The sequence below is a fragment of the Mucilaginibacter glaciei genome (genome assembly GCF_014773245.1).
Lineage (GTDB): Bacteria > Bacteroidota > Bacteroidia > Sphingobacteriales > Sphingobacteriaceae > Mucilaginibacter > Mucilaginibacter glaciei.
In genome coordinates this window covers 168,407-188,964 of sequence record NZ_JACWMX010000008.1, presented here as the reverse complement: position 1 = coordinate 188,964, position 20,558 = coordinate 168,407, and the positions used below count along the sequence as shown (strand labels likewise).

The 20,558-nt window shown below is 43.5% G+C and carries 20 protein-coding genes; 14 read left to right on the top strand and 6 right to left on the bottom strand.

What is annotated here, in order from left to right; genetic code table 11:
- Positions 1 to 232 precede the first annotated feature (232 nt).
- The gene (locus IDJ76_RS18085; RefSeq protein ID WP_191159433.1) at positions 233 to 439 is read left to right on the top strand and encodes a hypothetical protein; all 207 of its coding nucleotides are present in this window, start codon (positions 233 to 235) and stop codon (positions 437 to 439) included.
- A gap of 61 nt (positions 440 to 500) precedes the next feature.
- Positions 501 to 674, top strand: a complete 174-nt coding sequence (locus IDJ76_RS18080) for a hypothetical protein (protein WP_191165216.1) — start codon at positions 501 to 503, stop codon at positions 672 to 674.
- Between the two features lie 131 nt (positions 675 to 805).
- On the opposite strand, the gene IDJ76_RS18075 is transcribed toward IDJ76_RS18080, so the two are convergent.
- Entirely contained in the window at positions 806 to 1,306 is a 501-nt protein-coding gene (locus tag IDJ76_RS18075) for a hypothetical protein (RefSeq protein WP_191165214.1), read from the bottom strand.
- 583 nt (positions 1,307 to 1,889) lie between these two features.
- Here IDJ76_RS18075 and IDJ76_RS18070 point away from each other — a divergent pair.
- Positions 1,890 to 2,105, top strand: a complete 216-nt coding sequence (locus IDJ76_RS18070; RefSeq protein WP_191165212.1) for a hypothetical protein — start codon at positions 1,890 to 1,892, stop codon at positions 2,103 to 2,105.
- Positions 2,106 to 2,151: 46 nt separating this feature from the next.
- On the opposite strand, the gene IDJ76_RS18065 is transcribed toward IDJ76_RS18070, so the two are convergent.
- A complete protein-coding gene (locus IDJ76_RS18065) occupies positions 2,152 to 2,622 on the bottom strand; it encodes a CYTH domain-containing protein (protein ID WP_191165210.1) in 471 nt (156 codons plus the stop codon).
- Between the two features lie 104 nt (positions 2,623 to 2,726).
- Between IDJ76_RS18065 and IDJ76_RS18060 the strand changes: the two genes are divergently transcribed.
- From IDJ76_RS18060 to IDJ76_RS18045, 4 genes are all read left to right on the top strand, one after another.
- A complete protein-coding gene (locus IDJ76_RS18060; RefSeq protein WP_191165208.1) occupies positions 2,727 to 5,444 on the top strand; it encodes a carboxypeptidase regulatory-like domain-containing protein in 2,718 nt (905 codons plus the stop codon).
- 75 nt (positions 5,445 to 5,519) lie between these two features.
- Positions 5,520 to 5,924 carry a DUF1761 domain-containing protein gene (locus IDJ76_RS18055; protein WP_191165206.1) on the top strand — a complete coding sequence of 135 codons (405 nt, stop codon included), beginning with the start codon at positions 5,520 to 5,522 and terminating at the stop codon, positions 5,922 to 5,924.
- An 85-nt stretch (positions 5,925 to 6,009) separates the two neighbouring features.
- A complete protein-coding gene (locus tag IDJ76_RS18050) occupies positions 6,010 to 6,879 on the top strand; it encodes an aldo/keto reductase (RefSeq protein ID WP_191165204.1) in 870 nt (289 codons plus the stop codon).
- A 74-nt stretch (positions 6,880 to 6,953) separates the two neighbouring features.
- On the top strand, positions 6,954 to 7,340 hold the full coding sequence (locus IDJ76_RS18045) for a hypothetical protein (RefSeq protein ID WP_191165202.1): 387 nt from the start codon (positions 6,954 to 6,956) through the stop codon (positions 7,338 to 7,340).
- A 43-nt stretch (positions 7,341 to 7,383) separates the two neighbouring features.
- On the opposite strand, the gene IDJ76_RS18040 is transcribed toward IDJ76_RS18045, so the two are convergent.
- Complete coding sequence (locus IDJ76_RS18040) at positions 7,384 to 7,674, bottom strand: YciI family protein (protein ID WP_191165200.1); 291 nt, start codon at positions 7,672 to 7,674, stop codon at positions 7,384 to 7,386.
- A 137-nt stretch (positions 7,675 to 7,811) separates the two neighbouring features.
- On the opposite strand from IDJ76_RS18040, the gene IDJ76_RS18035 reads away from it, so the two are divergent.
- The 4 genes from IDJ76_RS18035 to IDJ76_RS18020 are packed head-to-tail and all read left to right on the top strand — an operon-like array spanning position 7,812 to position 10,464.
- A complete protein-coding gene (locus IDJ76_RS18035; protein ID WP_191165198.1) occupies positions 7,812 to 8,972 on the top strand; it encodes a galactokinase in 1,161 nt (386 codons plus the stop codon).
- Complete coding sequence (locus tag IDJ76_RS21285) at positions 8,969 to 9,226, top strand: DUF7683 domain-containing protein (protein ID WP_191165196.1); 258 nt, start codon at positions 8,969 to 8,971, stop codon at positions 9,224 to 9,226. The genes IDJ76_RS18035 and IDJ76_RS21285 overlap by 4 nt, the downstream gene beginning before the upstream one ends.
- A 36-nt stretch (positions 9,227 to 9,262) precedes the next feature.
- Positions 9,263 to 9,796 (top strand): RNA methyltransferase, encoded by a 534-nt coding sequence (locus IDJ76_RS18025; protein ID WP_191165194.1) that lies wholly within the window; start codon positions 9,263 to 9,265, stop codon positions 9,794 to 9,796.
- Between the two features lie 8 nt (positions 9,797 to 9,804).
- Positions 9,805 to 10,464, top strand: a complete 660-nt coding sequence (locus IDJ76_RS18020) for a YdeI/OmpD-associated family protein (protein ID WP_191165191.1) — start codon at positions 9,805 to 9,807, stop codon at positions 10,462 to 10,464.
- 163 nt (positions 10,465 to 10,627) lie between these two features.
- Here IDJ76_RS18020 and IDJ76_RS18015 read toward each other — a convergent pair whose 3' ends face one another.
- Complete coding sequence (locus IDJ76_RS18015; protein ID WP_191165189.1) at positions 10,628 to 12,109, bottom strand: glutamate synthase subunit beta; 1,482 nt, start codon at positions 12,107 to 12,109, stop codon at positions 10,628 to 10,630.
- A 5-nt stretch (positions 12,110 to 12,114) separates the two neighbouring features.
- Positions 12,115 to 16,641 (bottom strand): glutamate synthase large subunit, encoded by a 4,527-nt coding sequence (gene gltB / locus IDJ76_RS18010; RefSeq protein WP_191165187.1) that lies wholly within the window; start codon positions 16,639 to 16,641, stop codon positions 12,115 to 12,117.
- 248 nt (positions 16,642 to 16,889) lie between these two features.
- Here gltB and IDJ76_RS18005 point away from each other — a divergent pair, with 248 nt between their 5' ends.
- Entirely contained in the window at positions 16,890 to 17,381 is a 492-nt protein-coding gene (locus tag IDJ76_RS18005) for a D-glycero-alpha-D-manno-heptose-1,7-bisphosphate 7-phosphatase (protein ID WP_191165186.1), read from the top strand.
- A gap of 1 nt (position 17,382) precedes the next feature.
- Here IDJ76_RS18005 and IDJ76_RS18000 read toward each other — a convergent pair whose 3' ends face one another.
- On the bottom strand, positions 17,383 to 17,742 hold the full coding sequence (locus IDJ76_RS18000) for a hypothetical protein (protein WP_191165184.1): 360 nt from the start codon (positions 17,740 to 17,742) through the stop codon (positions 17,383 to 17,385).
- A gap of 83 nt (positions 17,743 to 17,825) precedes the next feature.
- Here IDJ76_RS18000 and IDJ76_RS17995 point away from each other — a divergent pair, with 83 nt between their 5' ends.
- Entirely contained in the window at positions 17,826 to 19,340 is a 1,515-nt protein-coding gene (locus IDJ76_RS17995; RefSeq protein ID WP_191165182.1) for a hypothetical protein, read from the top strand.
- A gap of 273 nt (positions 19,341 to 19,613) precedes the next feature.
- On the top strand, positions 19,614 to 20,465 hold the full coding sequence (gene hisG, locus IDJ76_RS17990) for an ATP phosphoribosyltransferase (RefSeq protein ID WP_191165180.1): 852 nt from the start codon (positions 19,614 to 19,616) through the stop codon (positions 20,463 to 20,465).
- Positions 20,466 to 20,558 lie beyond the last annotated feature (93 nt).

The following is a 20,558-nucleotide window of genomic DNA, read 5'->3' as shown; positions in this document are numbered from 1 at the left end:
TTACTACAGGTTTATCTATCAACGTTAACGCTGCTGCACCTGCTCCTAAAAAAGCACAAACTACTAAGAAAGATGTTGGCACTGCCGATACTAAAAAAGACGTAGGCACCGCTGATACTAAAAAAGATGTAGGTACTGCTGATACCAAAAAAGATGTAGGCACTGCCGATTAATAATTGCAATAAAAAAAATTCAACTACTATACAGACCCAAACACATATATAATATAATCATGAAAAAATCAATCATAGCAATCGCTCTTATCCTTACTACAGGTTTATCTATCAACGTTAACGCTGCTGCACCTGCTCCTAAAAAAGCACAAACTACTAAGAAAGATGTTGGCACTGCCGATACTAAAAAAGACGTAGGCACCGCTGATACTAAAAAAGATGTTGGCACTGCTGATACCAAAAAAGATGTAGGCACTGCTGATTAATAATTATAAACGTTCAATAAATCATCAACCCGTAAAACAAACATCATTTTAAATTACCATCATGAAAAAATTCATCATAGCAGCAGCATTAGTATTAGTATCTGGCGTTACCGCTTTTTCATTAACTAACAGCAATACTAATAACGATATAAACGAGAAAGTAAAATCTGAGAAAGCTTCAATGGCTATTAAAGAATCGTCAAGACCGAAATCAGATATCGCAACTGCCGACTAATTCAATATCCAGCAGTTGCAATAATAGCCTGCTGCCACTTACAAAACAGATTTGTAAACTGCTACGTACACAAATAGGTTTCATAGCATGAGAAAATATCCGGCACAACCCTGCAATAATATAGCAGGGTATTATTTAGACCTGAATTTTTCGCAGTTATCCAGTTTATAGATAACTGAATAATCTGCCTTTGTATTCACCTGCTCTCGGCCTGTTTTAGTGCTTAGGATCATTGGCTTCTGGGCAAGTTGCTGGGCCGACAGTTTAAACTCGACAGCGAGAGTGTCTTTCGTTCCTTCCTGCATAAAGCTCCAAACCGCCTTAATATTATCCCCTTCAAGGCTACCTGATAGTGTGCCTTTACGCCTGTCCTTTTCCTTGGGTAACCAGTTCATATCACCACTAACCTTATTCGCATTAATTACAAGGTGTATAGCCGTAATATCTTTGGCACTTTTACCATCCGTATGTATAAAGCAATACTCCATATTTTGCGCCGGGGTATTAAGTTTTGTAGCAGCCGATGTATCTTTTTTGCCGCTGTCTGCCTGTAAATTATCGCCGCCGTTTTTTGATCCGCTGCCTGCGCACGAGGCTAATGCTAATGCACATATAATAAGGTATGGTTTCATAAGTATAAAGTTTAGTGTTATTTATAATACAATTATAATTGCAAAAGGTTAGTAGTGCGCGATCGGTCTTGATAAGTATTGATGAATGGTGCCCCACCCCAACTGAAAGTTTATATCAACCCCGCCAATATTCTGGCACTAATTTACCGCGCTGTTTGTTTTCGTGTGGCGGCCTTAAGTAATAAGGCACCATATATAATAGCGCACTAATATAAGAGTACCTCAAGCATTAAAAACATAACTGAACCTGGCTTTGTAACAATCGAATTACACTAAATAAAAGTATAAGCGTACCCTGCTAAGCAAATCCTTATAAATTTGCCCGAAAAGCGCATTTTCGAACAGGAAAGCTACTTTTAAGAGAATTATTACCGTGAGGGCAAGTTTTTAGATTAAGCTACGTAGCCTTTAATAACTCTTAAAAGTTGAGAACCTTTTTAAAGGTTTGTTAGTTAAGTATAAATACATATATTGCCAATCATATTGCGATTATTACCTATGGAATTAACAATTTAGCAAACAGGTAATAAAACAATTATTGCAATTTACAGTTAAACTTAAAAAAACACTAAACAAAACTATCATGGCAGCAGAAGCTAAAGGTGGAATTACCGCCTACTCGGTAAAAACAAAAACTAAAAACGTCCCGATGATTGATCCTGTTATCGACATCAAATCAGGTCGTTACATTGCAACAGGCAAAGACGCTGAAGGCAACAAAATGGCAGCTATTATGGGTAAAGCTACCGCAGAAGAGCACGTTAAAAATGGCAATGCTAAAAAAGGTACTGGCTGGTAGTCAATAACTTCACATACATAAAAAAACCTGCTTAAAGCAGGTTTTTTTATATCCAATTTTTAAAAGGATTTACAGAAAGTAAGGCATTGGTATACCGGCTCTCGTCGCTAACCTCCTCTCTAACCCATTTAGGGCGGTCAAATTGTTGGTCTTCACTACTCAGTTCAATCTCGGCAATTATTAGTCCTTCGTTGTTACCTGTAAAAACGTCAACCTCCCAGGTATTGCCGGCGTATTCCATATTGTACCGCATCTTTTCGACAGAAGATATGGCCATTTCCTGTAAAATCTGGTTACCATCTTCAACAGGTATGGTGTACTCAAATTCGCTGCGGCTGATGCCGGTACTGCCGCCTTTAAAAGTGATATAGGCTACATCGTCGGCCACTCTTATCCTTACCGTGCGTTTCTCATCACTTAATATATAACCTTGCCTGTAAACCGTACCCGTGGGTTTGATTTCCTCATCCCATTTTTCATGGTCGACCAAAAACTTTCTTTCAATTTCAATACCCATATAATATATATAACCGATTAGCTGTTAAATAAAGTTAAAAGCCTACGCATTCAACATGCTATAAAGCTAAATGTTTATATTAGCCAACGCTACTTTTAACTAAAATGAACTTCAAAAAACCCGCATTCCTATTCTTTTTTATCGCGTCTTGTTTTACTTCGGCATTTGCACAACGGGATACAGTAGGCCTTACTACCATATTAGACAAAACAACAAAATACGCAGCGGCTTTCCCAATAGAAAAGGTGTATTTACACTTTGATAAGCCATATTATGCCGCTACTGATACAATTTGGTTTAAAGCTTATGTAACTATTGAGAAGCATTTACCATCGGCCTTAAGTAAAATTGTTTACATAGATATTGCCAATAGCCAGGATACAATTGTTAAAGAAGTTAAACTGTCTGTAGTAAACGGTTTTGCAATGGGCAGCATTGTCCTTACCCCGGGTGCTTATCCCGAAGGCAATTACCATTTAAGGGCTTACACCGGCTGGATGCGCAACTCCGACCCGGAATACTTTTTCAACAAGAATTTGGTAATAGGCAATCCGGTAGATAATGCTGTAAGTACCAATATATCCTTTAATACCGCTATGGTTAACAAGCGTATCAGGATAAATGCAAGCATTAGCTACAAAGACCCCGGCGAAGCCCCCCTGGCCAATAAAAAGATAACCTGGACTGCAACTGCAGTTAATGGTGATGAGCTTGGTAAAGGCAAAGGCAATACCGATGCAAACGGCCTTTTTAACCTGGATTTTACAGGTGATAATGCTTCGGTTTTGCAATCAGCAATACTTACCACTATTATAGATACCGGCTCGCGTAAGCCGGTTCTTAAAATGTTTCCGTTAAAAACAGCCGCCGGTATAAAAGACGTTCAGTTTTTTCCGGAAGGCGGCGATCTTTTGGTAGGCGTGCGCTCTAAAGTGGCTTTTAAGGCGATAGGCACAAACGGATTGGGCCTGAACGTTAAGGGTAACATTACAGACAATACAGGTGCGGAAGTTGCCGCTATTAGCACCCAGCATTTAGGCATGGGCGTTTTTGCCCTATCGCCGGAAGACGGCAAGAGTTACAAAGCCAACATTACCTTTGCTGATGGCACCAAAACCACTTATGATTTGCCAAGGATAAGGCCCGCAGGTATTACCATGGCCCTTTTTAACACCGACCCGGCAACTGTCACGCTTAAAATATCGGCTAACGCGCCATACTTTACTAATAACCAAAACAAGCAATACTATATTATCGCACAAACAGGCGGCACAATTTTATTTGCTGCACAAACCAAACTGGATGCCGCCGTTTATAGTTCTGCAATTCAAAAAAGCAAATTTCCTACCGGCATTGTCCAGTTCACCTTGTTTACCGCCACAGGCGTACCGGTAAGCGAACGCATTGTGTTTATACAAAATAACGATGCCATGAACCTTACTGTAACGGCCGATAAAAAAATCTACAACACACGCCAGAATGTTAAAATGGTAGTTAATGCAAAAAGCAAAACCTTGCCCGTTATGGGTAACTTCTCGGTAGCTGTTATCGATGAGGGTAAAGTACCGTTTGACGAGAATAATGAAACCACCATATTATCTAACCTGTTGCTTTCATCTGAGCTAAAGGGGTACGTAGAAAAACCTAACTACTACTTTCTGGCTAAAAATACAAATGCCGCCGACGATCTGGATGTGCTGATGCTTACACAGGGTTATCGCCGCATCTCTTACTCAAATATACTGGTTGGCAAATATCCGCAGATTTACCTATATCCCGAACAACAGGGGCTGGAGATAAGCGGGATATTAAGAACCAACACCGGGATGCCTGTCTCTAAAGGTAACTTATTATTGCAAATGCCGGGGAAGGCATCTGAAGAAACCTATACCGACATGGTAGGTAATTTTAAATTCTCCAAATTAACTTTTAAAGATTCCGCACAGGTAACGATCACAGCCCGTAACAATCCATTAAGCAAAAATATGGCTGTAAGCATCAACGGCGAGTCTTACCAGCCTGCGTCAAAAAATAATTATGTTTATGACGAGATACCAAACATCGACAGCACCTTTAAACCCTACCTGGCCAACAGTAAGAAAGTTTATGATAGCCAGCATATTTTAAAGGAAGTAGTGATCAAGGCCACCGTATACAAAAAACCGTTACACCGCGACTGGCCCGGATTGACGGGATTGCCTACCATTCCAGATCAAACTGTTGGAGCTGAAGTTTTTAAGGGCTGTCCCTCACTTTTTAACTGCCTGCCATCAATGGTGCTGGGCATCACAGCTGATAATGGTTTATTTTATTTTATACGCAACTATAACAGCAGTGACAAACTGCCCATACAAATATATCTGGATGGCAAACCAGTTGATGCTACAGCCCTATCAACAGTAAGAGGCGATGACGTAGAAAGTGTGGAAGTTTACAAAACCGACGGTTTTAGCGGGGCCAATAAACAAACCGGTACTGCGGGTTTGATATTGGTAAACATGAGAAAGATCAACAAAACAAAGATCTCTTTTGCTCAAATGCAGGATCTTATCCCCAAGCCTTATGAAGTAACTTACACAGCGAACGGCTTTGCGGTTACCAAAGAATTTTACTCGCCAAGGTATTTGGTTGGCAAACCGATGGGCGGCCCGGACTTAAGATCGACTATTTATTGGAACCCTAAAGTATTGACCGATAAAACAGGCGCGGCAACGTTCGACTTTTTTAACGCCGACGGGCGCGGCACTTACCGTGCAACTATTGAAGGAATTGATGCCGACGGTAACCTGGGCAGGTACGTTTTACGATATACTGTTAAATAACTTAAAGACAATAGATTACAAACACTTTAATTCATTTATTAATCCATACATTTAGGCAACCTTAAACCCAAACGTATGGATTTTTCATTAATTGACTGGCCGGCAATTGTGGTTGCAGGCGTCTCGGCCTTCGCCTTGGGCGGCGTATGGTATTCCAAACCTTTATTCGCCAACGCCTGGCTTGCCGATAGCAACCTTACCGAAGATGCCCTTAAGCACAGCAATAAAGGCAAAATTTTCGGCTTTGCATTCATTTTCTCTATGCTAATGGCCGTAAACCTCGGTATGTTTTTGGCCGAAGCCAAAACAGACGTAATATGGGGTGCCACAGCCGGTTTACTGGCCGGGATCTGGACGTTTAGTGCCATTGCCATTAACGGCTTGTTTGAGTTGAAGGGCTGGCGGTACGTATTTATCAACGGCGGCTACAGCTTGGTATCTCTTACTTTAATGGGTACAACAATTGGCGCATGGCGGTAATTCTTTTATGACATTTTGGTGGTGATGTTGCTTAAACAAACTTCCTAGGGTTAACGTTACTCTTTTGATATAAAACAAAATTACCATGAGTAACGAAACTGAAACATCAGCAAAAACATTTAATATAGGTGGCGACCTTACTGTAAACCGTGTAGGTTATGGTGCTATGCGTATTACCGGCAAAGGGATATGGGGCCCGCCAAAAGATCACAACGAATCTATACGTGTTTTAAAACGTACAGTTGAACTGGGCATTAATTTTATTGACACGGCAGATAGCTACGGACCTAACGTTTCTGAGGAATTAATTGCAGAAGCACTTTATCCTTATCCGGAGGGATTGGTAATTGGAACAAAAGGTGGCTTACTGCGTACCGGCCCAGATGAGTGGCCCGTTGATGCAAGCCCGGAGCATTTAAAGGAGGCACTGGATGGTAGTTTAAAACGCCTTAAACTTGATCAGATTGACTTATACCAATTGCACCGGATAGACCCTACTGTGCCTGTTGAAAAAACCTTTGAATTTTTAAAACAGGCGCAGGCCGAAGGGAAGATCAGGCACATTGGCTTATCTGAAGTTGGTATTGACGATATCCGCAAGGCACAGGATTATTTTGAAGTGGTATCGGTACAGAATATGTACAGCGTTGATAACCGTAAATGGGAAGGCGTTTTAGAGTTTTGTGAAGAAAACGACATCGCTTTTATTCCGTGGTATCCGCTTAATGCAGGTAACGTTGCTGTACAGGAAAAACTGCAGAAAGTAGCGCAAAAGCACGATGCGACAGTACACCAGGTAGCATTGAGTTGGTTATTACAGCATTCGCCAAATATTTTACTGATACCTGGCACCTCAAGTGTTGATCACCTGGAAGAAAACATGAAAACAACAGAGGTTATTTTAGATGCCGAAGATATTGACGAACTGGATGGTATTGCGCCGCCGGTGAGCTAATCACAATATTACTTAGCAAAAAAAGGATACTACATCAATAGTATCCTTTTTTGTTATATGTATTTTTGCCGGTAATGAAACGCAAAGAGCAGATTCTGGACAGTTATTATTCTCACGGTGCAGACGGTATGCCCGAGATATCGGCCGAAGGTCTATTAAAAGCAATGGACGAATACGCCGAACAAGCTTTTAATGCCGCCAGAGCAACTACCCCAACAGAACATAAATACACCACTTTTACAGCTTATAAAGCCGAAATTGAAAAAGTAGCAGAGAGTGCACAAAGCTTGACCGACAAAATCAAACTCATCGCACAAAGCATTTTAGAACAGTTTATTCCTGATGACCCAAATGCCAAAAGCTTTTCTTTCGATATTAAAACAAATGGCATCATCTACACCGTTCATTACAAAAAAGCCCCGCAGGGATATTGGGAATTTGAAAAGCACAGCCAGCGGTAATTATCCGTCCCCTGTTTTTAAATTTTGACTTTAAAGCTTTAAATTAAACCACTGCCACTTTAAATGGTTTTACATCAACCGTTTCCCAAATACCCTGGGTAATGTAGGGTTCGCTTTGTTTCCAGGCTTCTAATCCGTCTTCGCTCTCAAACTGCAATACCATTACTGATCCTATCATTTTGCCCTCGTCGTTCAAAACGGCGCCTCCTAAAACATAGTTGCCGCTTTCTTTTAGGGCCTTAGCGCCATCCAAATGGTGCGGGCGGATACTCATACGGCGTTCCAGAGCGCCTTCGTCTTTATGGTCGTACCCAGTTACAATATATTGGTTCATATGGTTGGTTTATTTATACTTGCGCAACAAGTATAAAGCTGTTCTGTTTACTATCGAAATTTAATTGACAAACCTACTACAACTACACCTTAATCAGGGTAAGTTTTACAATATTTGCTTTCCAATTTTAAAAGCTAATGAAACCGCAGCTGCAACAGGAATTCAGTAAAATATATCATAAAGAAGCTACCAGGACATTTTTTTCGCCGGGAAGGGTAAACCTTATAGGCGAGCATATAGATTATAACGGAGGGCTTGTAATGCCATGTGCCATCACCTTTGGTACTTATATGTTGGTGTCGCCAAATAATGATAATGTATTCCGTTTCAAAAGCCTGAATTTTGACGAAACAGCCGAGATCCCTTTGCAGGAAAGTTACATCAAGCACGGTACTGACTGGTACAATTACCCTATTGGCGTGATAGCATATTTTTTGCAGCAGGACAAAAAATTACAGGGCCTGGATATCCTTTATTATGGCGATATCCCTATTGGTTCGGGATTGTCGTCGTCGGCATCTATCGAGGTAGTAACCGCTTTTGCATTGAACGAGCTGTTCAATATCGGCTTCACTAAATTAGAGTTGGTGAAATTATCCAAATGGGTAGAGAATGTTTTTATAGGGTTAAACAGCGGCATTATGGACCAGTTTTCGGTAGCATTTGGCGAGAAGGATAAAGCCCTGATGCTTAACTGCGATACGCTGGAATACCAGGCAGTAGATAGTAACCTGGGCGATAACGTACTGGCTATCATCAACACGAATAAGCCCCGTAAACTGGCCGAATCAAAATATAACGAACGTGTACAGGAATGCCAGTCGGCTTTAAAAGCCCTGCAGCAGGAACTGGATATTAGCTATCTGTGCGATATTGACACTAAAAAGTTCGATCAGTATAAACACCTCATTACAAATCCTACTGTACTTAAACGTGCCACCCACGTTATCGCCGAAAACGACCGGGTTAAATTGGCAGCCAAAGCTTTAAGCGATAATAACCTGGAGGAATTTGGCCGCCTGATGTATGCGTCGCACGATTCGCTGCGTGACCTTTATGAGGTAAGCGGTATTGAACTGGATACCGTTGTAGAATATGCCAGAACAAATCCTTCCGTCGCCGGTGCCCGGATGACTGGCGCCGGCTTTGGAGGATGCGCCATAGCACTGGTTAAGGCAAATGATTTTGATAATTTTAGCAAAGGAGTTATTGACTATTATACAGAGAAGATAGGGTACGCACCATCGGTTTACAAATCGATGATTGGAGATGGGGTTAAAGAGATTAATTTTCTATGAAATTATTGGCCGTCGAACGGACTTTGACACTGTTTGACAGGAAAAATTCCGACTTAGTTAGTGAATACCCGATAAAACTTGAAGTGACAGACTTGAAAGAAATCGTAAAACAACGAAAAGGTGACGAACTTCTTTATTTACCTTATATATTAAACCAATCACAGGCAAAGAGCTTAATTAAAAGATTAGGGATTGAGCTACTGGTTGAAACAAAAACTTACACATATGTTCTGGAGTGTAACGGAATTTATTAGTCGCATAATTAATAGCTTTGTCCTTTTTCTTTTATCATGCGCAAACTAAAACTCGATGAACTGAACCGTGCCACGGTAGATGAATTTAAGGCACAGGACAAATTACCTGTTGCGGTGGTACTGGATAACGTACGCAGTATGCATAATATCGGCTCCATCTTCCGCACATCCGACGGGTTTGCGGTTGAAAAAGTTTGTTTGTGCGGCATAACCGCCCAGCCACCGCATCGCGAGATAGAAAAAACCGCGTTGGGCGCCACACAATCCGTAAACTGGGAATATTACGAAACGCCGTTACAAGCCGTGCAGAAGCTGCGCAATGAGGGCTACCAGATCATTGCTATTGAGCAAGCGGCAGACAGCACAATGCTGAACACCTTTACCCCTGCCCCATCCCAAAAATACGCACTGATATTCGGCAACGAAGTTAACGGCGTAAGCGATGAGGTGATGGAGGTGATAGATGTATGTATAGAGATCCCGCAGTTCGGCACCAAGCACTCGTTTAACATTGTGGTATCGGCAGGTATCGTTTTATGGGATTTCTTTGCTAAATTGAACCTGAAATAACCAAGCCAATGAGCCCGCTCGCCAAAAAATTGTTGATGAAACCCCGCCAAACCTGGCTCATATTAAACGCCGTACCGGGCTACTTAGCCCTTTTGGAACCTTTGCCGGATGGGATACATTTACAATTTGACGCAACTGACACTGTAAACGGCATACAGCTTTTTGTAAAAACAGCGGCCGAACTGGGCGATATTTTAGCACACCTCAAATCCCTATTAAAGTCTGACACGATATTATGGGTGATTTACCCTAAAAAGAACTCGGGCATCGAGAGCGATCTGGAAATGATGAGCGGATGGGAAGCTGCCAAACAATACGGCTTGCGCCCGGTTGCTTCTGCCGCTATCGATAACACCTGGACCACCCTCCGTTTCCGCCCGGAAAACCTAGTTAAACATTCAGATTTCAGCCAAGAATCTATTAAAAAAAACGATTATTCTGCCTTTATAGATACGGATAACAAACAGATCACACTGCCGCCCGATGTGGCCGATGCTTTAGGCAACACCCCGGCGACATTATCCATTTATAGTAATCTTGCCTGGTCGCACCGTAAAGAATACATGGTTTGGATCCTGAGCGCCAAACAAGAACAAACCCGCGCAGGCAGGATCAGCAAAATGATCGATATGCTGTTAGCCGGGAAAAAGAACCCATCCGAAAAATAGCCCAACTGTTAGTATGAACTTGTAATGACCTGTGTCAGTCTGAGTTTGTCGAAGACTTACCGGCTTATGGTTCGACAAGCTCACCATGACATCTCTATTATAAAAAAAGCCCTTGCAGAACTAACTGACAAGGGCCCGGTTTATAACTGATTAATTAACATGCTTAATAAAATACCTGCTCAAACTGGTTAACGGCATCTTTGCTTTCCAGGTTAGAGTGGCCCATTAAAAACTCATCTACCTTACGGGCAGCCTCGCGGCCTTCAGATATCGCCCATACCACTAACGACTGCCCCCGGCGCATATCGCCTGCGGCAAACACTTTGCTTACATTGGTACGATACTTACCTTCAATAGCTTTCACGTTCTTGCGCTCGTCAAGGGCTACATTCAATTGTTGTAAAGCGCCTTCAAACTGCGGGTTAACAAAGCCCATCGCCAGGAAAACACGCTGGCAGGGTATTTCGCGCTCGCTGCCTTCTACCTCGCTAAATTTCATCGGGCGGCCCATTACATCTATTTCCCAGCTTACATCGGCTACTTTAATTGCCCTTAGCTCGCCGTTCTCGTCCCCTAAAAATTCCTTGGTATTGATCCCCCAAAAACGGTCTACCCCTTCCTCGTGCGAGCTGGTTGTCTTCAGCACCATTGGGTAAGTTGGCCACGGCATGTGGGCGGTACGCTTTTCAGGCGGTTGTACCATTACCTCAAACTGCTTTACAGATGCGGCACCCTGGCGGTTTGATGTACCTACGCAGTCACTGCCTGTATCACCACCACCAATCACGATCACATCTTTACCATTTGCGATGATCTCTTCCATCTCGAAAGAGGTACTGCTCACGCGTTTATTCTGCTGCTTTAAAAAGTCCATCGCAAAATGCACACCTTTAAAATGCCTGCCCGGGATAGGCAAATCGCGCGGGATGGTGGAGCCACCTGCCAATACAACTGCATCGTTTGCACGTACCAGCTCATCGGCGGGGATAGTTTTACCTACCTCTATATTGTATTTAAATACGATACCATCCTCTTCCATTACCTGGATGCGGCGGTCAATCACCCATTTCTCTAATTTAAAATCGGGGATGCCGTAACGCAGTAAACCACCTGCACGGTCATCGCGCTCGTAAACGGTTACCGTATGGCCCGCTTTGCTCAATTGTGCCGCAGCGGCTAAACCAGCCGGGCCCGAGCCAACTACGGCTACTTTTTTACCTGTTTTGATGAGCGGCGCAACTGGTTTAACCATATTTTTTGAATAAGCTACCTCAATGATGTGCTTTTCAATTTCCTCAATAGCAACAGGCGGCTTATTGATACCTAACACACATGCCGATTCGCACGGCGCAGGGCAAATCCGGCCCGTAAACTCCGGGAAATTATTTGTTGATGAGAGGATTTGATAAGCCTCATCCCAGTTTTTGCGGTATACGGCATCGTTAAACTCGGGTATCACATTACCCAGCGGGCAACCCGAATGGCAGAATGGGATGCCGCAATTCATGCAACGCGCGGATTGCTGGTTCAGCTTCTCGTCAGAATACAAACCGACAAATTCATTATAGTTTTTTACCCTTTCGGCAACAGGTGTTTTTTGGGGGAGTTCCCTGTTAAATTCCTGAAATCCTGTAACTTTTCCCATAATACTTATTGACTAACAGTTTGTAATTCTAATTTCTCGATAACTTTTTTATATTCTTTTGGATAAACCTTTACAAAATTACCGGATGCTTTGCCCCAGTTTTTGATGATGGTTTGGGCCACCTTACTCCCGGTAAGGTTAATATGCTTTTTAAGCAGCGCCTGGATCTGCTCCTCGTCTTTTAGCGATAGCGGGTCAAGGTCAACCATTTCAGTATTACAGTTTGCCGCGAACGTGCCGTTAGGGTTATAGATCCAAGCGAGACCGCCGCTCATACCCGCTGCGAAGTTGCGCCCGGTTTCGCCCAGTATCAACGCGCGGCCGCCGGTCATGTATTCGCAACCATGATCGCCGATACCCTCAACAACTGTTGTTGCACCCGAGTTACGTACCGCGAAACGTTCGCCTGCCATACCGCGGATAAACATCTCGCCCGACGTAGCACCATAAAGCGCCACATTACCGATAATGATGTTATCCTCGGGCTTAAACGTTGCATTAGCAGCAGGATAGATAGCCAGTTGCGCTCCGGATAAACCCTTGCCTACATAATCGTTAGCTTCACCTTCCAGTTCAAAAGAGATACCTTTTGTGGTGAATGCGCCAAAACTTTGCCCGGCAGATCCTTTGAATTTATAATTGATGGTATTATCAGGCAAGCCTGTAGAGCCATATATTTTTGAGATCTCGTTAGATAACAAGGTACCAATAGTGCGGTCGACGTTTTTCACATCAAAGGTGGCAAATACCGGGGTTTTATCTTCTAATGCTTGCTTAGCGTTGCGCAATAATTCCCAATCCAATATCGCGTCCATACCGTGGTCTTGTTTTTCGCTGTTATAAAGCGTCATACCTTTGGTGATGGTTACCGGGTGCAGTATGCCGCTGAGGTCAACCTTTTTAGCTTTCCAGCTTTTTATTCCGTCTTTTACTTTCAGGAATTGTACGCGGCCCACCATCTCGTTAATGGTACGGAAGCCTAATTCGGCCATTATCTCGCGTAGCTCCTCTGCCATAAAGCGGAACAGGTTTACCACATGGTCCGGGCTGCCGCTGAACAGTTTCCTTAATTCAGGATCTTGCGTGGCAACTCCCACCGGGCAGGTATTCAGATGGCATTTACGCATCATGATACAGCCGCCTGCAACAAGGGCTGCGGTTGCAACGCCCCATTCTTCGGCACCCATAAGCGTAGCAATAGCCAAATCGCGCCCGGTTTTTAGCTGGCCATCTGTTTGCAGCACCACACGGCTGCGCAGTTTGTTGCGCACCAGCGTTTGGTGTGCTTCGGCCAAACCAAGTTCCCACGGTAAGCCGGCATGTTTCACCGAGCTTATAGGCGATGCGCCCGTACCGCCGTCATAACCGGCTATTAAAATAACATCGGCGTGTGCTTTGGCCACACCCGCGGCAATTGTGCCTACGCCTGCCTTTGAAACTAACTTAACGTTGATACGCGCAGCACGATTGGCATTCTTTAAATCAAAGATAAGCTGGGCCAAATCCTCAATAGAATAAATATCATGGTGCGGCGGCGGCGAGATCAAACCTACACCCGGTGTTGAGTGACGGGTTTTTGCGATCCACTCATCTACCTTATGACCAGGTAGCTGCCCGCCTTCCCCTGGCTTGGCACCCTGCGCCATTTTTATCTGTAATTCATCGGCGTTGCTCAGGTAGTTAGAGGTTACTCCAAAACGTGCAGATGCCACCTGTTTAATAGCCGAGCGCATAGAATCGCCATTGGCCATTTTTTCGTAGCGCATTTCGTCCTCACCACCTTCGCCGGTATTGCTTTTGCCGCCAATGCGGTTCATGGCGATAGCCATTGTGCTGTGCGCCTCGTGCGAGATGGACCCGAACGACATGGCACCTGTTGCAAAACGCTTCATGATGTTCTCAATCGGTTCAACCTCGTCTATGCTTATCGCCTCGCGGTGATGCGCAAAATCTAACAATCCACGAATGGTGAAATGCTTTTCGGTCTGCTCGTTAATAACGGCAGCATAATTTTTATATACCTGGTAACTGTTGCTGCGTGTTGCATGCTGCAGTAGGTGAACAGTAGTAGGGTTAAACAAGTGGGCTTCGCCACGGCGTTTCCATTGGTAAATACCACCCTCGGGCAATAAATGATTCTCTGTTTTAGGCGCGTTAAAACCTATTTTATGTTTGCAAAGCGCTTCTTTAGCAATCTCATCCAAACCTAAGCCACCAATACGGGTAACCGCACCGGAGAAGTATTTATCGACCACTTGCTGGTTGATCCCCAAGATCTCGAACACCTGCGAACCATGGTATGACTGTAAGGTAGAGATCCCCATTTTGGAGAAAATCTTTAATAGGCCATCGTTGACCGATTTTACGTAGTTTTTATACAGATATTTAAGCTCAAGATCTGTTTCTAAACTGCCGTTATTCTTTAAAGTCTCAATGGTTGATAATGCTAAGTAAGGATTAATAGCCGTTGCACCAAATGCCAGCAAAGTAGCAAAGTGGTGTACTTCCCAACTGTCGCCGGTTTCGGCAACCAAACCAACCGCGCCACGGCGGCCTTTCCGGATCAGATGGTGGTGCACGGCTGATACCGCCAGCAGCATCGGGATGGGGGCGTGTTCAGAATCTATCGCGCGATCTGAAAGGATCAGTACTTCAAAACCATCATCAACCGCATCCTCGGCATAACGGCATAGTCTGGCAATACCCTTTTCTAACGAGCCGGGCATACCATCGCCCATAAAATAGGTTTGCAATGTTTTGGCGTGGAATAGCCCTGTATCAATACTGCGCAGTTTTTCTAACTGGTGGTTCTTTAATATAGGGTGATCCAGCACTACGCAATGGCAGTGCATTTTATCTTCATCAAGCAAATTACCGTTATTACCGATAAAGGTAGCCAAACTCATTACCAAACGCTCGCGGATAGGATCTATCGGCGGGTTGGTAACCTGGGCAAAAAATTGTTTAAAATAGCTGGAAAGGTGCTGTGGCTTATCAGACAAGATCGCCAGCGGCACGTCTGTACCCATTGATCCGATAGGCTCTTTACCATCTAAGGCCATTGGCTTAATAATGGTATCGATATCCTCGCGGCTGTAACCAAATACCTGCTGATAACGGTAAACCGCATCGGCAGACAGGCTTGCGAACGATAAACGCGGCTCGGACAATTCGCCCAAACGGATCTTATAATTTTCTAACCACGCACCGTAAGGCTGCTGGCCAGATATTTCTTTCTTAATTTCTTCGTCGGTAATGATCCTGCCCTTTTCGGTATCGATCAATAACATTTTACCGGGCTGCAATCTTCCTTTACGGATAACCGTGCTTTCGTCGATAATAAGTGTACCTGCTTCAGACGCGGCAATTACGCGGCCATCGTTGGTGATCACATAACGCAACGGGCGCAGGCCGTTACGATCAAGCAGGGCGCCTACAATTTTACCATCGGTAAACGAGATAGCCGCGGGGCCGTCCCATGGTTCCATCAAGGTGGCATGGTACTCGTAGAATGCCTTTTTAACCGGGTCCATCTGTTCGTTACCATCCCAGGCTTCAGGGATCAGCATCATCATTACGTGCGGTAACGAGCGGCCAGTGTGTAGCAGGATCTCGATAATGTTATCCAGACAAGCTGAATCCGACTGGTTATTGTCTATCACCGGCAGCAACATATCCATCTCCTCATTGGTAAAATAAGTAGACGCATATGAGCGGATGCCCGAATAGAACCAGTTGAGATTACCTGTAAGGGTATTGATTTCGCCATTGTGCGCGATCAAACGGAACGGCTGGGCCAATTTCCACGACGGGAAGGTATTGGTAGAAAACCTGGAGTGGATAACCGCAAAACCCGAAGCCATACGCGGGTCTACCAGGTCTGTAAAGTATTTACGCAGTTGATAGGTAGTAACCTGACCCTTGTATATAATAGTACGGCAGCTTAGGGATGTAAAGTAAAAATACTCGGCAGCCGCGGGCACTGTTTCGGTTACTGTTTTGGTGATATAACGGCGCAGTACATATAACTTACGCTCAAAATCATCTGTATTGGTAATATGTTGTGGCCTTGCAATAAATAATTGTTCGCAATCCGGTTCGGCCTGGCGGGCAGTTTCGCCTATCGCGGTCGAATCCACCGTCAACTTGCGGTAACCTAACTTGGTAAGCCCTAATTTTTCTATCGCATTGGTGATGATTGTGCGTGATGCCTTTTTAAGCACCGGGTCTTTAGGGAAGAAGATCATCCCTACGCCATACTCGCCTGGCTCCGGCAGGCTGATCTCTAAATTAGAGCATTCCTCCATTAAAAACTCGTGGGGGAGTTGAATCAGGATACCTGCACCATCGCCGGTTTCGGGGTCACAGCCGCAAGCGCCGCGGTGCTCCATGTTCTCCAGCATGGTTAATGCATCGTCAATAATATGGTGCGATTTATGACCGTTAATATTGGTTATAAAACCTGTTCCGCAGGAATCGTGTTCAAATTCCGGCCTGTAAAGGCCTTGCTGGTCGCCATTGGTTTGATCCATTTTTTTATCCGTTTTTTTGAGATACGGGTAATAACGAAATTAACGATTTTTAATACTTTAATAATAATTGACTGTATTTTTTAGACATTTTTAAAACACACCCCTTAATCTGGTATTAAATTAACATTGAAACATAAAAAGAGTAGTTTATATATCAAATTTGCAATTTTAAATGTTTGGATTATATGCACACATAGTAATTTGGCTTATTACCGTACTTTTGCCGTTAAATCGTAATTTGTAAAATAATGGCCGATAAAATTAAAGCAGTTTTCTTAGACAGGGATGGAGTACTAAACCGCGAAATGGGCGACTACGTATGCAAATTGGAAGATTTTCATGTACTGGATAATTTTGATGCGCTAAAGGAATTGCAGGACCGCGGCTATATGCTGTTGGTAGCCACCAACCAGGGCGGCCTGGCCAAAGGCTGGTACGACGTGCCGGAGTTAAACAAAATGCATAACCACTTAAAAGAGGTTTACCACGAGCACGGGGTTGAGATAACCGACTTTTTTTATTGCCCGCACCACCCCAACTTTACCGGCGACTGCGATTGCCGCAAACCTAAGCCTGGCTTGCTGCTGCAAGGGATAGAGAAATATAACATCGACCCAAGCCAGTCGTACTTCATAGGCGACCGCGAGCGCGATGTAGAGGCAGGCACCGCAGCGGGGGTTAAGGGGATCTTGATAGACAGCGACCAGCCAATAAGTACTGTGCTGGATTTGATAGCATAGATTAGATATCTTTTAATAAAATGGATATTGGCCATCCGTTTTGCCAATATTCAAGTGTTGTCGAATGCAGGGACTTGTTAGATTTTAACAGGCTAATAATCTCTTTATTATTTTGATTCATTTTTTTGAATCCGCCATTTGTATATAAAGTGGTATTTAAACTATCTAACATTATTTCCATCAAGCTTATTTTCTCTGCATTATTCGTATCCGTTTTTTTGTATTCATTTATAAAGTCTACTATTCTATCCGGATCCGACACTTCGTATTCCCAATCCTGCATATTATCGCTGTAAACTAATTTGAGTTTTTCGGCAAGAGACTTCCTCGCTGCAAAACATTCTCTAAACAACTTATTCATATAAACTAACATAAGATTTCATTTCTCATCCGCACAACAATTAAACTTGCAAACAAAAAGCGCCTAACATCCTTATCCTCTTAATGGTTTTCTCCCGATCCATAAAAAACTATGATACTTTATTAGCCTGTGGTATAGGCTTTTACTTAATATGCCTTTTTTGCAGTTACAGCGGCATCGGCATTTCTCCGGACTCGATCATGTACACCAGTGCCGCCAGGAGTTTAAATGCAAATGGAACTTTGCAAACCTTTAACCACATACCCATTGTGGATTTCCCGGTATTTTACCCCATTTTTTTGGGTGCAATCATGTTCATCAGCCAGATTGACCCGGTAGTTTTCGGGGCTATACTGGATGCTATGCTATTCGCCTCTCTCCTTTTTACCTGCGGGTGGATCATGAATCGCTTTCTACCGGCGTTGCAACTCTATAAATGGCTTATGCTAATCGCAATCGCTTTTAGTCCGGCTTTGCTGCAGGTTTATACCTATTTATGGTCGGAGACCTTGTTTATACTGGAGGTGCTATTTTTTATCGTTGCCTTCCGCGAGTACCTTTTAAAGCATACCGTTAAAGCATTGATCATCGCGGCAGCTATAGCAGCTTTAAGTTGTGTTACCCGTTATGCGGCTGTTACCATTGTAGGCACGGGCGGATTGCTGTTGTTGCTGGACAGAACACTGATCTGGAAAAAGAAGATCGTCCATATCCTGATCTATGGGTTTGTTTGCATCTCATTACTGGTAACCAATCTGGTATTCAATGCGCTGCATACAGGAACCGGCACAGGGCCGCGCGAACCTTCTATCACCTCATTCGGCAAAAATCTTTATTATTTTGGCACCGTTATGTGCGACTGGATGGGCTTCACTCCTGCTCAATATTTTTTGGCTACCCCTATCGCCATTGTAATGTTGCTGGGCTTTATCATCGCGTTGGCCTATAACTATTACCGCAGGCATTTAAATAGTTACGAGAATCTGGCTATTACGTTTTCATTGGTGTACGGCTTGTTCATCATCCTGTCTTCCACCTTTTCACGATACGAACGGATCAATCATCGTTTGCTATCGCCTCTGTTCATCACCTCATTATGGGGATATACCAGCTGGGGGCTGCTGTGGCTCAAAAGCATCAGCGTTAAACGTACCCGGTTGATCATCGGCACCATAATGACCATACTCATGCTGGGCTTCACCACCAAAGATTTTTTAATAGATTACGACCGCTATAAAGACCAGGTGGCCGACGATTATGGCAACCCAGGTTACACAGACAGCGGCTGGCAGGAATCACCGTTCGCCAATTATCTGCGTACGATAGACAAAACAATGTTCGACCCGAAGGTGACCATTTACACCGATGCGCATGAGGCGGTTTACTTTTTCTCTGGCATATCCTCCTACCTGGTACCCCACAAATTCTTTAAAAAGGATGTGAAGAAATTTTACGAGATCAAGCATTTCTACCTCATCTGGTTCAACAATCTGGAAAATCCGGAGCTGATCAATATAAAGGATATAGAAAAGGTAAAAAACCTAAAGCTATTAAAGAAGCTGGAGGATGGCGCGATATATGAGTATAAGGCTGATTAAATTACATAAGCACTTATACATATTGCCATTTTTTCAAAAAACGAGACCCTAAATTAAATTTTTGACAATCAAATTTAGATTTTATTTTGATTTGCTAATCTACTCCCTATATTTGCACCACTTATCTATAAGTACTGTAACAAAAAATGGAAAAGTTCAAACTACATCATCTTCATCTGCATCACCACCCGGTGGTGAATAGATAATGTATGTTTCTACGCGAAATAACAACCCTCCGTTTTTTTTATTTTATAGTACCCTTAAACTCAACTTGTGAAAACATTAAAAATAGCGATCCAAAAATCGGGTCGGCTCAACGAAAAGTCTGTTGAACTGTTAAAAAATTGCGGCTTAAACTTCGAAAACTACAAAAGTTCGCTTATTTCCCCTGTATCTAATTTCCCGTTAGAGATCCTTTTCCTGCGCGATGATGACATCCCCGAATATGTTCAGGATGGTATTGCCGACTTAGGTATTGTGGGCGAAAATGTAATAGAAGAGACCGAAGTAGAAGTTGCCTACCTGCAAAAATTAGGCTTCGGCAAATGTTCGTTGAAAATAGCGGTACCCAACAATAATACCATTACCGATCTTAAACAACTGAACGGGAAAGCCATTGCCACCACCTACCCTGTTATATTGGGTAAATACCTGAAAGCGCAAGGTATTAGTTCAGATATCCGTACCATTTCCGGTTCGGTAGAGATCTCTCCCGGTTTAGGTTTAAGTGATGCCATCTGTGACCTGGTATCAACCGGCGGCACGTTAAAAAGCAATGGCTTAAAACCATTTGCCGATGTGATGAGCAGCGAGGCGGTACTGATAGGCAGCAAAGGCAGCGAGAACGACGACCTGATCAAAGAATTGATCCAGCGGATCCAATCAGTATTGCGGGCTAAAGAAACAAAGTACGTAGTGTTGAATGTGAAGCGCGAAAACCTGGATGCCGTTACTGCGTTATTGCCGGGGGTAAAAAGCCCGTCGGTAGTGCCATTAGCCGAGGCAGATTGGGTGGCAGTGCACACTGTAATCCCAGAGCGTGACTTTTGGGACAGTATAAGCCAGTTAAAACAAGCCGGCGCACAAGGCATTGTAGTAATGCCGATAGAGAAAATCATATTATAAGAAGCCTCATCTAAATCCTCTCCCAAGGAGAAGACTTAGAAAGTAGGTTAGTCAAAATAAACTCCCTCTCATTTGGAGAGGGCTGGGATAAGG

What these genes read in the sequence shown, in the direction of transcription:
- IDJ76_RS18060 (WP_191165208.1), top strand. Translation starts at nt 2,727, where the DNA reads ATGAACTTCAAAAAACCCGCATTCCTATTCTTTTTTATCGCGTCTTGT.
- IDJ76_RS18015 (WP_191165189.1), bottom strand. Translation starts at nt 12,109, where the DNA reads ATGGGAAAAGTTACAGGATTTCAGGAATTTAACAGGGAACTCCCCCAA.
- IDJ76_RS18045 (WP_191165202.1), top strand. Translation starts at nt 6,954, where the DNA reads ATGAAACGCAAAGAGCAGATTCTGGACAGTTATTATTCTCACGGTGCA.
- IDJ76_RS18080 (WP_191165216.1), top strand. Translation starts at nt 501, where the DNA reads ATGAAAAAATTCATCATAGCAGCAGCATTAGTATTAGTATCTGGCGTT.
- IDJ76_RS18025 (WP_191165194.1), top strand. Translation starts at nt 9,263, where the DNA reads ATGCGCAAACTAAAACTCGATGAACTGAACCGTGCCACGGTAGATGAA.
- IDJ76_RS18020 (WP_191165191.1), top strand. Translation starts at nt 9,805, where the DNA reads ATGAGCCCGCTCGCCAAAAAATTGTTGATGAAACCCCGCCAAACCTGG.
- IDJ76_RS18085 (WP_191159433.1), top strand. Translation starts at nt 233, where the DNA reads ATGAAAAAATCAATCATAGCAATCGCTCTTATCCTTACTACAGGTTTA.
- IDJ76_RS18035 (WP_191165198.1), top strand. Translation starts at nt 7,812, where the DNA reads ATGAAACCGCAGCTGCAACAGGAATTCAGTAAAATATATCATAAAGAA.
- IDJ76_RS18075 (WP_191165214.1), bottom strand. Translation starts at nt 1,306, where the DNA reads ATGAAACCATACCTTATTATATGTGCATTAGCATTAGCCTCGTGCGCA.
- IDJ76_RS21285 (WP_191165196.1), top strand. Translation starts at nt 8,969, where the DNA reads ATGAAATTATTGGCCGTCGAACGGACTTTGACACTGTTTGACAGGAAA.
- gltB (WP_191165187.1), bottom strand. Translation starts at nt 16,641, where the DNA reads ATGGATCAAACCAATGGCGACCAGCAAGGCCTTTACAGGCCGGAATTT.
- IDJ76_RS18065 (WP_191165210.1), bottom strand. Translation starts at nt 2,622, where the DNA reads ATGGGTATTGAAATTGAAAGAAAGTTTTTGGTCGACCATGAAAAATGG.
- IDJ76_RS18050 (WP_191165204.1), top strand. Translation starts at nt 6,010, where the DNA reads ATGAGTAACGAAACTGAAACATCAGCAAAAACATTTAATATAGGTGGC.
- IDJ76_RS18055 (WP_191165206.1), top strand. Translation starts at nt 5,520, where the DNA reads ATGGATTTTTCATTAATTGACTGGCCGGCAATTGTGGTTGCAGGCGTC.
- IDJ76_RS17995 (WP_191165182.1), top strand. Translation starts at nt 17,826, where the DNA reads ATGGTTTTCTCCCGATCCATAAAAAACTATGATACTTTATTAGCCTGT.
- IDJ76_RS18005 (WP_191165186.1), top strand. Translation starts at nt 16,890, where the DNA reads ATGGCCGATAAAATTAAAGCAGTTTTCTTAGACAGGGATGGAGTACTA.
- IDJ76_RS18040 (WP_191165200.1), bottom strand. Translation starts at nt 7,674, where the DNA reads ATGAACCAATATATTGTAACTGGGTACGACCATAAAGACGAAGGCGCT.
- IDJ76_RS18070 (WP_191165212.1), top strand. Translation starts at nt 1,890, where the DNA reads ATGGCAGCAGAAGCTAAAGGTGGAATTACCGCCTACTCGGTAAAAACA.
- IDJ76_RS18000 (WP_191165184.1), bottom strand. Translation starts at nt 17,742, where the DNA reads ATGAATAAGTTGTTTAGAGAATGTTTTGCAGCGAGGAAGTCTCTTGCC.